The organism is Variovorax sp. J2P1-31 (assembly GCF_030317215.1).
GTDB lineage: Bacteria > Pseudomonadota > Gammaproteobacteria > Burkholderiales > Burkholderiaceae_C > Variovorax.
The window spans coordinates 661,756-675,105 of record NZ_JASZYA010000002.1; the positions used below are offsets into that span (position 1 = coordinate 661,756).

Genomic DNA, 13,350 nt, shown 5'->3' on the forward strand with positions numbered 1-13,350 from the left:
CCGCCAACGCCGATGAAGATCTGCGTTCATGGCGCCGGTGCCTGGGGCACGGCGGTGGCCGTCAATGCGGCCGCCCGCCACGAAGTCACGCTCTGGGCGCGCGATGCCGCCCAGGCCGAAGCCATTTCGACGGCGCGTGAGAACACCCGCTACCTCCCGGGGCTGGCGCTGCCGGCCGCGCTGGCGGTGCGCTGCGGCGACATCGGCACGGCCAGCGCCGGCGCCGACCTGGTCATCGTGGCCACGCCGATGGCGGCCCTGCGCGACCAGCTCCTTGCGCTGCGCGGCTGCACCGTGCCCGTGGCCTGGCTGTGCAAGGGCGTCGAGCCCGCGCGCGACCCTTCTTCCCCCACGTCCCACGGCCTGCTGGCCCACGAGATCTGGGCGCAGGTCGCGCCCGCGTTGCGCGCCGGCGTGCTCAGCGGCCCGAGCTTCGCGCAGGAGGTGGCCGAAGGCCGGCCGACCGCGCTGGTCGCGGCCAGCCCGCATGCGGCCGTGCGCGACGCGCTGGTCGACGCTTTCCACGGACCGGCGCTGCGCGTCTACGCCAACGAGGACATCGTCGGCGTCGAGGTCGGCGGGGCGGTCAAGAACGTGCTCGCCATCGCGACCGGCCTGTGCGACGGCCTGGCGCTGGGCCTCAATGCGCGCGCCGCGCTGATCACCCGCGGCCTGGCCGAGATGACGCGTTTCGGCCTCGCGCTGGGCGCGCGTGCCGAGACCTTCATGGGCCTGTCGGGCCTGGGCGACCTGGTGCTGACCGCCACCGGCGACCTGTCGCGCAACCGCAAGGTCGGCCTGCTGCTGGCCCAGGGCCGCACGCTGGCGCAGGCCGTCGCCTCGCTGGGCCATGTGGCCGAAGGCGTGTATTGCGCCCGCACCGTGGTGCAGCGCGCGCGCGGCCTGGGCATCGAGATGCCCATCGCCGAAGGCGTGGTCGCGCTGCTCGACGGCCGCGTGAGCCCGCGGGATGCGGTCGTCGCGCTGACCGGCCGCGACCCGGTGCCGGAGTCGCCGTCTTCGGCCGGCCCCGCTTCCCCTCGTTGAATCCAGAACAAGAACACAGAGACCGAGTGCCATGAGCCTTCGCTTTGATTTTTCGGCGTCGGCCGTGGCCGCGCTGGCCCTGTCCGATGCCACCCGCGCCCTGCAGGAAGACGTCGCCGACGGCGACCTGACCGCCTCCCTGGTCGACCCCAACCGCCAGGCCCGCGCCCGCGTGCTGGCGCGCGAGGCGGCCGTGGTCTGCGGCGCGCCCTGGGTCGAGGCCACGCTGCGCCAGCTCGATCCCGCGGTGCGCATCCACTGGCAGGTGGCCGAAGGCCAGCGCTGCGCCGCCGACCAGACGGTGCTCGAGATCGAAGGCCGGGCGCGCGCGCTGCTGACGGCCGAGCGCACCTCGCTCAACTTCCTGCAGCTGCTGAGCGCGGTCGCGACCAAGACCGCGCTGTACGCCGACGCGGTGAAGGGCACGCGGGCCCGCATCGTCGACACCCGCAAGACCCTGCCGGGCCTGCGCCTGGCGCAGAAGTATGCGGTGCGCACCGGCGGCGGCCTGAACCACCGCATCGGGCTCTACGACGCGGTGCTGATCAAGGAGAACCACATCGCCGCGGCCGGCGGCGTGGCCGCCGCGCTGCGCGCGGTCGCGCCCGTGGCGTCGCAGGCGGCCTTCGTCGAGGTCGAGGTCGAGACGCTGGCCCAGCTGCACGAGGCGCTCGAGGCGGGGGCCCGCATGGTACTGCTCGACAACATGGACCTGCCCACGCTGCGCGAGGCGGTGCGCATCAACGATGCGGCCGGCGAAGACCGCAAGGCGATCCTGGAGATCTCGGGTGGCGTCACACTGGACGGCTTGCGCGCGCTGGCCGAGACCGGCGTCGACCGGATCTCGGTCGGGGCCCTGACCAAGGACGTCAAGGCCACCGACTACTCGATGCGTTTCCAGGAAGGCTGAGCCGCCATGTCGTCCCCGGTCATCGACGTCGACTACGAACAACCGGCCCAGGGCTCGGTCTGCGACACGCGCCACGCCTGGGCGCGCGTGCCGCCCGAGCCTTCGGCCGACGAACGGGTCGCGCTCAAGGAACGCATCCGCCGCCTGCTGCGCGAGCGCAACGCGGTGATGGTGTCGCACTTCTACGTGCACCCCGACCTGCAGGACCTGGCCGAGGACACCGGCGGCATCGTGAGCGACTCGCTGGAGATGGCGCGCTTCGGCCGCGACCATGCGGCGCAGACGCTGGTGGTCTCGGGCGTGCGCTTCATGGGCGAGACCTCGAAGATCCTCTCGCCCGAGAAGCGCGTGCTGATGCCCGACCTCGACGCGAACTGCTCGCTCGACCTGGGCTGCCCGGTGGAGGAGTTCAGCGCCTTCTGCGACCGGCATCCGGACCGCACCGTGGTGGTCTACGCCAACACCAGCGCGGCCGTGAAGGCGCGCGCCGACTGGCTGGTCACCTCGAGCTGCGCGCTCGACGTGGTCAACGCGCTGCATGCGGCCGGCCAGAAGATCCTCTGGGGCCCGGACCGCCACCTGGGCGACTACATCCAGCGCCAGACCGGCGCCGACATGGTCAGCTGGAACGGCGCCTGCATCGTGCACGACGAGTTCAAGGCGCTGGAGCTCGAGCTGCTCATGAAGGAGCACCCGCGGGCCAAGGTGCTGGTGCACCCCGAGTCGCCGGCCGACGTGATCGCGCTGGCCGACGCGGTGGGCTCGACCTCGGCCATCCTGAACGCGGCCCAGCGCCTGGACGCGAAGGAATTCATCGTCGCTACCGACAGCGGCATGCTGCACAAGCTGCGCACGCTCAACCCGGGCAAGACCTTCATCGAGGCGCCCACGGCCGGCAACGGCGGCACCTGCAAGAGCTGCGCGCACTGCCCCTGGATGGCGATGAACGGCCTGGCCGACCTGGCGCGCGCACTCGAGACCGGATCGGGCGAGGTGCACGTCGACCCCGCGCTGGGCCTGCGCGCCCGCGTGCCGATCGATCGCATGCTGGCCTTCACCGCCGGGCTCAAGCAGGGCCTGGCGCCCGGCAGCCTGGTGGCGGGGATCGGCGCGGCCTGATGACGGCGAGCGTCTCGGCGCTGATCGACTTCAGCACGCCCGGGTCGCCCGACGGTGCACGCCTGCGCCATGCCTTCGGCGCGCCGCGCGAGACCTTGGTTGCGCACAGGCCCGACGAGGTGCGGCCGCTGCTCGACGCCGTGCAGGCGCACGCGCGGCAGGGCCGCTGGTGCGTGGGCTACCTGCGCTACGAGGCCGCATCGGCCTTCGATCCCGCGCTGGCGGTGCATGCCGCGGACGGTCCGCTGGCCTGGTTCGGCGTGCATGACGGCACCCGGCCGTGGCCCGCGCCGGCCGAAGAGGCCGCGCCCTCGCTGCAGTGGGAAGACACGCTGACGCGGCCCGCCTTCGACCGCGCGATGGCCGAGATCCACCGGGCCATCGCGGCCGGCGCGCTCTACCAGCTCAACTACACGGCGCCCCTGCAGGCGCTGCCCGGAGCGCTCTCGGACGACGCGCGGCACGCGCTGTTCGCGGCCCTGCAGCGCGCCCAGCCCGGCGGCTACGCGGCCTTCATCGATGCGGGCGACGAGCAGCTGCTGTCGGTGTCGCCCGAACTGTTCTTCGACTGGCGCGAGCGGCGCCTGCTGGCCCGCCCCATGAAGGGCACGGCCGTGCGCGGCGCCACGGCCGAGGAGGACGCCGCGGCCGCGGCCTGGCTGCGCAGTTCGGCCAAGGAGCGGGCCGAGAACGTGATGATCGTCGACCTGCTGCGCAACGACATGTCGCGCGTGGCCGAGCCTTTCTCGGTGCGCGTGCCGCGGCTGTTCCACACCCAGGCCCTGCCCACCGTGTGGCAGATGACTTCCGACGTCGAGGCGCGCACGCGCGCCGGTTGCAGCCTGGCCGACCTGTTCGCCGCGCTCTTCCCCTGCGGCTCGGTCACGGGCGCGCCCAAGGTCGCGGCGATGCGCCTGATCCGCGACCTCGAACCCGCCCCCCGCGGCATCTACTGCGGCGCCGTGGGTGTGGTGCAGCCCGGCGGCGCGGCCACCTTCAACGTGCCGATCCGCACCGTGACCTTGCAGGGCGGCGCGGCCCGCTGCGGCATCGGCAGCGGCATCACGGCCGATGCCGGCACCGACGGCGAATGGCAGGAATGGCGCCACAAGCGCGCCTTCCTCGAACGCGCGAGCGCGCCCTTCGAACTGCTGGAGACGCTGGCACTGGAAGACGGGCAGCTGCGCCATGCCGAGGCCCATCTGGCGCGCATGGCGGCGGCGGCCGCGCACTTCGCCTATCCCTGGGACGCACAGGCCGTGGCGCAGCGCCTCGATGCATTGCGCGCGGCCCATCCCCAGGGCCTGTGGCGCGTGCGCCTGCTGCTCGATGCGCAAGGCCGCGCCCAGGCCCAGGCCTTCGCGCAGGACGCCGCGCCCGCGCGCGTGCGGCTGCAGCTGGCCGACCGGCCCTTCGAGGCGGCCGACAGCGAGTTCGTGCGCTTCAAGACCACGCGGCGCGCGCACTACGAGGCCTTCGCGCCCACGCGCGCGGGCGTGTTCGACACGCTGCTGTGGAACCGGCACGGCGAGCTCACCGAGACCACGCGCGGCAACATCGCGCTGCAGCGCGACGGCCGCTGGGTCACGCCGCCGCTGCGCTGCGGCCTGCTGGGCGGCATCGGCCGCGCGCAGGCGCTGGCCGAGGGGCGCCTCGTCGAGGCCGTGGTGCGTGTGGAGGACCTGCCGCGCGTGCAGGCCATGGCCTTCGTCAACAGCCTGCGCGGCTGGATCGAGGCCGATCTGGACTGAGCCTCAGGTGTCGATTTCCAGGTTGTCGATCAGCCGTGTGCTGCCCAGCCGCGCCGCGGCCAGCGCCACCAGCGGCTCGCCGGCCGAGGGGGCGAGCAGGTCGGCCCGGCGGCGCAGCACCAGGTAGTCGGGCTGCCAGCCGCGGGCCGTCAGCGTCTGCATCGCGCGCGCCTCGATCGCCGCCAGGTCGCGCTCGCCTTCGCGCACGGCCGCGGCCATGGCCTGCAGCGTCTTCGACAGCTGCACCGCCTCGGCGCGTTCGGTCTCGCTGAGGTAGCCGTTGCGCGAGGACAGCGCCAGGCCGTCGGCGGCGCGGAAGGTCTCGCCGCCCACGATCTCGATCGGCAGCGCGAACTGCCGCACCATGTGGCGGATGGTCATCAGCTGCTGGTAGTCCTTCTTGCCGAACACCGCCACCCGCGGCTGCACGCAGCTGAAGAGCTTCATCACCACGGTGCACACACCGATGAAGAAGCCGGGTCGGAAGTGGCCTTCGAGCAGGTCGGCCAGGGCCGGGTCGGGGTGCACCTTGCAGGTCTGGGGCTCGGGGTAGAGCGCCTTTTCGTCGGGCGCGAACAGCACGTCGCAGCCGGCCGTGCGCAGCTTCTCGCAGTCGCTGTCCCAGGTGCGCGGGTAGGTGTCGAAATCCTCGTGTGGCAGGAACTGCAGGCGGTTCACGAAGATGCTCGCTACCGTCACGTCGCCCAGCGGCTTGGCCTGCTTGACCAGGGCCAGGTGGCCGTCGTGCAGGTTGCCCATGGTGGGGACGAAGGCGGGGCGCCGGAAGGCGGCCAGGTGCTCGCGCAGTTCGGGGATGGTGCGTGCGATGTGCATGATGAAGAACCTCTTACCAGGCGTGGCGTCGATCGTCGGGGAAGCTGCCGTCCTTGACGGCGCGGACATAGGCCTGCAGCGCGGGCAGCACGCCCGGCGCATCGGCCATGAAGTTGCGCACGAACTTCGGCATCTTGCCGAGGTTGATGCCCAGCATGTCGTGCAGCACCAGCACCTGGCCCGCGGTGGCCCGGCCGGCGCCGATGCCGATGGTGGCGCAGTGCGTCAGTTCGGCCGTGAGCTCGGCCGCCAGCGCGGCCGGCACCATCTCGAGCACCAGCATGGCCGCGCCCGCGTCCTGCAAGGCATGCGCCTGCTGCTTGAGCAGCGCGCCGGCATCGCCCTTGCCCTGCACCCGGTAGCCGCCCAGCGCATGCACGGTCTGCGGCGTCAGGCCCAGGTGGGCGCAGACCGGGATGCCGCGCTCGACCAGGAAGCGCACGGTCTCGGTGGTCCAGCCGCCGCCTTCGAGCTTGACCATGTGGGCGCCGGCCTGCATGAGCACGGTGGCGCTGCGCAGCGCCTGTTCGCGCGATTCCTGGTAGCTGCCGAAGGGCAGGTCGGCGATCAGCCAGGCCGTGCCCTGCACGCGGCGCAGGCCGCGCGACACGCTGTCGGTGTGGTAGCGCATGGTGTCCAGGCTCACGCCCACGGTGCTGTTCAGGCCCTGGCAGACCATGCCCAGCGAATCGCCGACCAGCAGGCAGTCGATGCCCGCGGCATCGGCCATGGCGGCGAAGGTGGCGTCGTAGGCGGTCAGCATCGCGATCTTCTCGCCGCGCGCATGCATGTCGGCGATGCGCGGCAGGCTCACTGGCTTGCGCGCGGCCGGCTGCGAGGCGGGCGGCAGCGTGCCGTAGGGCGATGCGGTCTCGGGCTGGGGCTGTGGCGGGGTCGACATGGTTGGCTTTTCTCCTGCGGGCGTCGGTGGCCGGGCATCCTCGGTTGAAGAGAAGGGACGCTAGCCCGCGGTGGGCGTCAGCACCGTCGGTGCGGTCGGTTCGGCGAGCGAAGGATAGTCGCGGCTGAAGTGCAGGCCGCGGCTCTCGTGGCGGGCCTGGGCCGAGCGCACGATCAGTTCGGCCACCTGCACCAGGTTGCGCAGCTCCAGCAGGTCGCGCGTGACGTGGAAGTTGGCATAGAACTCCTGGATCTCGGCCTGCAGCAGCGCGATGCGGTGGCTCGCGCGCTCCAGGCGCTTGTTGGTGCGCACGATGCCCACGTAGTCCCACATGAAGCGACGCAGCTCGTCCCAGTTGTGCGAGATCACCACCGCCTCGTCGGCATCGGTGACGCGGCTGTCGTCCCAGGCGGGCAGTTCGGCCCGTGCATGCACGGGCGCCATGGCGATCGCGTCGGCCGCGGCGCGCGCGAACACCATGCATTCGACCAGCGAGTTGCTGGCCAGCCGGTTGGCGCCATGCAGGCCGGTGCAGGCGGTTTCGCCGATGGCGTAGAGGCCGGGCACATCGGTGCGCCCGGCGAGGTCGCTCAGCACGCCGCCGCAGGTGTAGTGCGCGGCCGGCACCACCGGGATGGGTTCGCGCGTGATGTCGATGCCCAGCTCGGCGCAGCGCGCGAGGATGTTGGGGAAGTGTTCCTGCAGGAAGGCGGCCGGCTGGTGCGAGATGTCCAGGTAGACGCAGTCCAGCCCGTGCTTCTTCATCTCGAAGTCGATGGCGCGCGCCACCACGTCGCGCGGCGCAAGCTCGGCGCGCGCGTCGTGGGTGGGCATGAAGCGCGTCCCGTCAGGCAACTTGAGCAGCCCGCCTTCACCCCGCACCGCCTCGCTGATCAGGAAGGACTTGGCATGCGGGTGGTAGAGGCAGGTCGGGTGGAACTGGATGAACTCCATGTTCGACACCCGGCAGCCCGCGCGCCAGGCCGCGGCGATGCCGTCGCCGGTGGCCGTGTCGGGGTTGGTGGTGTAGAGGTAGACCTTGCCCGCGCCGCCCGTGGCCAGGATGGTGTGCGGCGCGCGGAAGGCCAGCACCTCGTCGGTGGCGTCGTCGAGCGCGTAGAGGCCCACGCAGGCCGGGTCGGCCAGGCCGAGCTTGGGGCCGGTGACCAGGTCGACCAGCGTGTGGTGCTCGAACAGCGTGATGTTCGGCGTGCGGCGCACGCGCTCGATCAGCACCTGCTGCACGGCCGCGCCGGTGGCGTCGGTGGCATGCACGATGCGGCGCTGGCTGTGACCGCCCTCGCGCGTCAGGTGCAGGTCGCCGTCTTCTTCCGAGAAGGGCACGCCCAGTTCGCGCAGCCAGCCGATGGCCTGGGGCGCGCCCTCGACCACGAGGCGCGTGGCCTCGGGGTCGCAGAGGCCGGCGCCGGCCACCAGCGTGTCTTCCACATGGGCGTCGAAGCTGTCGCCCGCGGCCAGTACGGCCGCGATGCCGCCCTGTGCCCAGGCGCTGGAGCCGTCGTTCAACGCCCGCTTGGTGAGCACGGCCACGCGGTGCGTGGGGGCCAGGTGCAGTGCGGCGGAGAGGCCGGCGAGGCCGCTGCCGACGATCAGCACATCGAAATCGTGCGGCGCCATGGTCAAGTCTTCAAACGGGGGAATAGGCCAGGCGGACGTAGATGGGCGCGAAGGCCTCGGCCTGGGTGATGTCGATCAGCGTTTCCTTGGCCAGCTCGAGCATCGCGATGAAGGTCACGATCAGCACCGGGGCGCCGCGCGAGACGTCGAAGAGCTTCTCGAACTCCACGAACTGGCGTCCCTGCAGGTGGCGCAGCACCACGCTCATGTGCTCGCGCACGCTGAGTTCCTCGCGCGAGATCTTGTGGTGCTGCACGAGCTTGGCGCGCTTGAGGATGTCGGCCCAGGCCTCGCGCAGGTCGACCACGTTCATCTCGGGGAAGCGCGGCTTGAGCGACTGCTCGATGTAGACCTGTGCCTTCCAGAAGTCGCGGCCGTAGGTCGGCATGGCGTTGAGCGAGGCGGCCTGCAGTTTGGTCTGCTCGTACTCGAGCAGGCGGCGCACGAGTTCGGCGCGCGGGTCCTCGGCCTCTTCGCCGTCGGCCACCTTCTTGGGCGGCAGCAGCATGCGCGACTTGATCTCGATCAGCATCGCCGCCATCAGCAGGTACTCGGCGGCGAGTTCGAGGTTGGTCTGGCGCACCTGGTCGACATAGGTCAGGTACTGGCGCGTCAGCCCGGCCATCGGGATGTCGAGGATGTTGAAGTTCTGCTTGCGGATCAGGTAGAGCAGCAGGTCCAACGGCCCCTCGAAGGCCTCCAGGAAGACCTGCAGCGCCTCGGGCGGGATGTACAGGTCGTTGGGCAGCGCGAACAGCGGCTCGCCGTACAGGCGCGCCAGCGCCACCTGGTCCACCACCTCGGGCATGGCGGTGAGCACCGGTTCGCTGTCGTCCGGCGGGGCGGCAGCCTGCTTGCGCACCGGCTTACTTGGCCTGGGTCTGGTAGACGTAGGGCTGTTGCGGCACGCGGGCCTGGCCGTACTCGTCGAGCTGGCTGCGGTCGAGCTTCTTGTCCCACAGCAGGGCACGTCCGGCGCGCTGTTCCGCCTCGAGCGAGGGCTTCTTGCGCTTGAGTTCGTCGATGAACTGGGTGGCGTCGGAGGTGTAGTGGGGGCGGTTGAAGATGGACATAGACTGGGACCTTTGGTGCGCGATTTTACGGGGGCAGCGACATGGCATGCGAAAAATGGGGCAAGGCGCTGGTTTTGAGCCTGCTGCTGGCGCTGGCCGCCTGCGACAACCAGGCGATCCGCGAGCTGGAAGAGGGCGTGGCGACCGAGGCCGACGTGCGGGCCCGCTTCGGCACGCCGGAGAACGTCTGGGACAGCCCGGCCGGCCGGGTCTTCGAGTACAACCGCCAGCCCCAGGGCCAGAAGAACTACATGATCACCATCGGCGCCGACGGCCGCATGAGCGCGCTGCGCCAGGTGCTCACGCCGCAGAACTTCGCCAAGGTGCAGCCCGGCATGGCGATGGAAGAACTGCGCCGGCTGCTGGGCAAGCCGGCCAAGGTCACGCCCTATGCGCTCAAGCGCGAGACCGAATGGGAATGGCGCTGGGTGCAGCCGCCGAATGCGCCGATGGTCTTCACCGCGGTGCTCAACGACGACCAGCGCGTGCTGCGCAGCGGCTCCTCGCCCGACCGGGGCACCGAGGCGCCCTGAGCGCCTGCCGGTTCAGGGGGCGCCGCCGCCCGGAATCACCGCATCGGCCGTGGCGCCGATGACCTTGCCGCCGATGCGCACCGTGCCCACCACCGCATCCGCCGCCAGCCCGACCGCCGAGGCGCCCACGCCGACCACGGTGCTGGTCACAGCGACCACTGCGCAGCCACTCAGTGTGCCCACGAGCACGATGCAAAGAACGGCGCGCAGCAGCGTCATGGCGGGGCCTCGGTTCAGCGGACGCGCATGCCGGGCACAGCGCCCGGCCACGGTTCGAGCACGTGGATGCCAGGATGGGCCTTCTCGTCGGCATGGCTCGCGGCCAGCACCATGCCTTCGCTGATGCCGAACTTCATCTTGCGCGGCGCCAGGTTGGCGACCAGCACCGTGAGCTTGCCCACCAGCTGCTCGGGCTGGTAGGCCGAGGCGATGCCGCTGAACACGTTGCGCGTGCTCGCTTCGCCCGCGTCGAGCGTCAGGCGCAGCAGCTTGGTCGAGCCCTCGACCTTCTCGCAGGCCACGATCTTCGCGATGCGCAGGTCGATCTTGGCGAAGTCGTCGATGGTGATGGTCGGTGCGATGGCTTCACCGCCCGGCAGCGCATCGGCGGCCGGTGCCTCGGCGGCGGCGGGGGCCGCTTCGGCGGGCTCGAACAGCGCGTCGAGCAGCTTCGGGTCGACGCGCTGCGTCAGGTGCTTGTAGTCGCCGATCGCGTGGCCCGCGGGCAGGGCCGTGGCCGCATCGCGCCACTGCAGCGGCTCGATGGCGAGGAAGCTCTCGACGTTCTTCGCCAGCGCCGGCAGCACGGGCTTGAGGTAGAGCGTGAGCAGGCGGAAGGCCTCGATGCAGACCGTGCACACGTCGTGCAGCCGCGCCTCCATGCCTTCCTTCTTGGCCAGTTCCCAGGGCTTGTTGGCATCCACGTATTCGTTCACGCGGTCGGCCAGCGCCATGGTGTCGCGCAGCGCGCGCGCGGTGTCGCGACCGTCGTACAGCACGCGCAGGGCCTCGGCCTCGGCGCGCAGGGCCGCGAGCAGGGCCGCGCCGTCTTCCGACACCGTGCCCAGCTTGCCGCCGAAGCGCTTGCCGATGAAGCCCGCCGCGCGGCTCGCGATGTTGATGTACTTGCCCACCAGGTCGCTGTTGACGCGCGCGACGAAGTCGTCGGGGTTGAAGTCGATGTCCTCGTTGCGGCCGCTGAGCTTGGCCGCGAGGTAGTAGCGCAGGTGCTCGGGGTTGAGCCCGGTCGACAGGTACTTGAGCGGGTCGATGCCGGTGCCGCGGCTCTTGCTCATCTTCTCGCCACTGACCGTGAGGTGGCCGTGCACGTACACGGCGTTGGGCGCCTTGCGGCCGCTGAAGTGCAGCATTGCGGGCCAGAACAGCGTGTGGAAGGTGATGATGTCCTTGCCGATGAAATGCACCTGCTCGAGCTCGGGATCGGCCATGTACTCGGTGTAGGAGATGCCGTCGCCGCCGAGTTCGATGCAGCGCTTGTCGAGCAGGTTCTTGAGCGAGGCCAGGTAGCCCACGGGGGCATCGAGCCACACGTAGAAGTACTTGCCCGGCGCATCGGGGATCTCGATGCCGAAGTAGGGCGCATCGCGGCTGATGTCCCAGTCGCCCAGGCCGCCCTTGCCCTCGTTGTCCTTGTAGAGCCACTCGCGGATCTTGTTCTGCACCTCGGGCTGCACGTGGCCGGGCGCGGTGGTCCATTCCTTGAGGAAGGCCTCGCAGCGCGGGTCCGACAGCTTGAAGAAGAAGTGGTCGGAGCTGCGCAGCTCGGGCTTGGCGCCCGACAGCGCCGAGTAGGGGTTGATCAGCTCGGTGGGCGCGTACACGGCGCCGCAGACCTCGCAGTTGTCGCCGTACTGGTCCTTGGCGTGGCACTTCGGGCACTCGCCCTTGATGAAGCGGTCGGCCAGGAACATGCCCTTCTCGGGGTCGTAGAACTGCTCGACGCTGCGCGTCTCGATCAGGCCGGCCTTGTCGCGCAGGTCGCGGTAGATGGCCTGTGCCAGGTCGTGGTTTTCGGGCGAATCGGTCGAGCTCCAGTTGTCGAAGGCGATGTGGAAGCCGTCGAGGTAGGGCTTGCGACCGGCCGCGATCTCGGCCACGAAGGCCTGCGGCGTCACGCCGGCCTTGTCGGCCGCGATGGTGATGGCCGCGCCGTGCGCGTCGTCGGCACAGACGAAGTTCACGTCGGCGCCATGCATTCGCTGCGCCCGCACCCAGATGTCGGCCTGGATGTACTCCATGATGTGGCCGATGTGGAACTTGCCGTTGGCGTAGGGCAGGGCGGTGGTGACGAAGAGCTTGCGCTGAGGCATCGAAGGGCGCTTTCTGGGAGAGTCCATGTCGGCGCGCAGCACGACGTGCGCTGCGGCGGCGGGAGGGGCATTTTAGGTCGTCCCCGGGTTTGCCCGTGGGCGCCGTGCCCTCTGGCCTTCCTTCCTTGTCATGGACGTCCGAGACGGCGCGAGGTGATGGCCCTTGGCGGCCGGGTGCGCGGGGCGGTTCCCGGTCCGCTCACTCGCCGTTGAACAGTTTCCAGAGTTCGGTGCCGGTCAACCACGGGTTGATGACGCTGGCCGCGAGCGTGAGGGTGTCGAAATCGGTGACTTCGGCCAGCAGCTTGTGTTTCTGGCCCGAGTTGTCGAAGAGGTAGGCACGATGGGCGATCTCGCACGCCTGGGTCATCAGGGCAATGGACTTGTGATAGCGCTCGATCACCTTGTCGGGTTCGACGTCGTGCCCGTTCTGCTGCACGCGCCGGTGCACGCGGTCGATATTGATGGCGGGATCGTCCGTGGCCACGAAGTAGAGATAGACGCGGTAGCCTCGTTCGCGCGCTTTCCGCATGAATTTGATTTTCGATTCATGGGACATCACCGTCTCGAAGGTGAAGGTTTGCCCTTCCTCGAGCAACTCCTGTCGCACTGCATCCGCAAGCGCGGCCGCCAGGTACGAGTCGTAAGGCCCTGGCACCCAGAGCCGCATGCCGGCATCGAGGGTCATGCCTGCGAGCAGCGTGGGGATGGGCAGCTTTCCTTCCAGTCCGGAGGTCTGGAGGCTCTGCTGGATGCGTTCCAGCACCCCGGCGTTGTCGCCCTCGATGCCCAGGCCGCGCAAGTCCAGGAAACCTTCGGCGGTCTTGAGCTCGCGCTCCATGTCGTCGGCGTTGATGAACGCGCCGATCCACTGCGGTTTGAGTTCGGGCTTGATGGTGCTCTTGCCCGAGCCATTGGGACCGGCCAGCACACGAAGCCGCGGTTGCGCCGCTCGCGAAACGCGCTTGGCCGTGGCCACGGCCGGGCCTACTTGACGCGCTTGAGGACGGTGCCCGGCTTGACGCGTTTGCCGACGGGCAGGTTCATGATGACCGTGACACTGCCGTCGCGCCGGCGCTCGACCACCTGGCCCGTGCTCGTCTTCACCGTCACGCCACCCGTCTGCTTCAACGTCGTCCGGTAGGCGTCAAAGCCTGCCTTCGCCGCAAGTTCGGGAATGCGGCGTTCGGCACTCTGCATCTCTTGTTCCGTGA

14 protein-coding genes are annotated in these 13,350 nt (G+C 70.2%); 5 read left to right on the forward strand and 9 right to left on the reverse strand.

The features are described from left to right. The first annotated feature begins 12 nt into the window (after positions 1-12). The 4 genes from QTI20_RS14260 to pabB are packed head-to-tail and all read left to right on the forward strand — an operon-like array spanning position 13 to position 4,827. The gene (locus QTI20_RS14260; RefSeq protein ID WP_286551744.1) at positions 13-1,047 is read left to right on the forward strand and encodes an NAD(P)H-dependent glycerol-3-phosphate dehydrogenase; all 1,035 of its coding nucleotides are present in this window, start codon (positions 13-15) and stop codon (positions 1,045-1,047) included. Positions 1,048-1,078: 31 nt separating this feature from the next. Next, on the forward strand, positions 1,079-1,957 hold the full coding sequence (gene nadC, locus QTI20_RS14265; RefSeq protein WP_286551747.1) for a carboxylating nicotinate-nucleotide diphosphorylase: 879 nt from the start codon (positions 1,079-1,081) through the stop codon (positions 1,955-1,957). A 6-nt stretch (positions 1,958-1,963) separates the two neighbouring features. Next, the gene (nadA, locus tag QTI20_RS14270; protein WP_286551751.1) at positions 1,964-3,076 is read left to right on the forward strand and encodes a quinolinate synthase NadA; all 1,113 of its coding nucleotides are present in this window, start codon (positions 1,964-1,966) and stop codon (positions 3,074-3,076) included. Continuing rightward, complete coding sequence (pabB, locus tag QTI20_RS14275) at positions 3,076-4,827, forward strand: aminodeoxychorismate synthase component I (RefSeq protein ID WP_286551753.1); 1,752 nt, start codon at positions 3,076-3,078, stop codon at positions 4,825-4,827. Before nadA ends, pabB begins: the two co-directional genes overlap by 1 nt. 3 nt (positions 4,828-4,830) lie before the next feature. On the opposite strand, the gene panC is transcribed toward pabB, so the two are convergent. The 5 genes from panC to QTI20_RS14300 are packed head-to-tail and all read right to left on the reverse strand — an operon-like array spanning position 4,831 to position 9,273. Beyond that, positions 4,831-5,661, reverse strand: a complete 831-nt coding sequence (gene panC, locus QTI20_RS14280; RefSeq protein ID WP_286551756.1) for a pantoate--beta-alanine ligase — start codon at positions 5,659-5,661, stop codon at positions 4,831-4,833. A 13-nt stretch (positions 5,662-5,674) separates the two neighbouring features. Next, a complete protein-coding gene (panB, locus tag QTI20_RS14285) occupies positions 5,675-6,562 on the reverse strand; it encodes a 3-methyl-2-oxobutanoate hydroxymethyltransferase (RefSeq protein ID WP_286551758.1) in 888 nt (295 codons plus the stop codon). Positions 6,563-6,622: 60 nt separating this feature from the next. Beyond that, positions 6,623-8,200, reverse strand: a complete 1,578-nt coding sequence (gene nadB / locus QTI20_RS14290) for an L-aspartate oxidase (RefSeq protein WP_286551759.1) — start codon at positions 8,198-8,200, stop codon at positions 6,623-6,625. A 10-nt stretch (positions 8,201-8,210) separates the two neighbouring features. Then, positions 8,211-9,008, reverse strand: coding sequence for a segregation and condensation protein A (locus tag QTI20_RS14295; RefSeq protein WP_183025099.1), 798 nt, complete (start codon positions 9,006-9,008; stop codon positions 8,211-8,213). 58 nt (positions 9,009-9,066) lie between these two features. Continuing rightward, positions 9,067-9,273, reverse strand: coding sequence for a DUF3460 family protein (locus QTI20_RS14300; protein ID WP_219209125.1), 207 nt, complete (start codon positions 9,271-9,273; stop codon positions 9,067-9,069). 41 nt (positions 9,274-9,314) lie between these two features. Between QTI20_RS14300 and QTI20_RS14305 the strand changes: the two genes are divergently transcribed. Continuing rightward, positions 9,315-9,806 carry an outer membrane protein assembly factor BamE gene (locus QTI20_RS14305; protein ID WP_286551764.1) on the forward strand — a complete coding sequence of 164 codons (492 nt, stop codon included), beginning with the start codon at positions 9,315-9,317 and terminating at the stop codon, positions 9,804-9,806. 12 nt (positions 9,807-9,818) lie between these two features. Here the strand turns inward: QTI20_RS14305 and QTI20_RS14310 are convergent, their stop codons facing one another. From QTI20_RS14310 to QTI20_RS14325, 4 genes are all read right to left on the reverse strand, one after another. Continuing rightward, positions 9,819-10,025 carry a hypothetical protein gene (locus QTI20_RS14310; protein WP_286574216.1) on the reverse strand — a complete coding sequence of 69 codons (207 nt, stop codon included), beginning with the start codon at positions 10,023-10,025 and terminating at the stop codon, positions 9,819-9,821. A 14-nt stretch (positions 10,026-10,039) separates the two neighbouring features. Next, a complete protein-coding gene (gene metG, locus QTI20_RS14315; RefSeq protein ID WP_286551767.1) occupies positions 10,040-12,136 on the reverse strand; it encodes a methionine--tRNA ligase in 2,097 nt (698 codons plus the stop codon). 199 nt (positions 12,137-12,335) lie between these two features. After that, a complete protein-coding gene (locus QTI20_RS14320; protein WP_286551770.1) occupies positions 12,336-13,115 on the reverse strand; it encodes an ATPase in 780 nt (259 codons plus the stop codon). Positions 13,116-13,123: 8 nt separating this feature from the next. Beyond that, positions 13,124-13,336: a hypothetical protein gene (locus QTI20_RS14325; RefSeq protein ID WP_286574217.1), complete on the reverse strand. Its 213-nt coding sequence runs from the start codon at positions 13,334-13,336 to the stop codon at positions 13,124-13,126. Positions 13,337-13,350 lie beyond the last annotated feature (14 nt).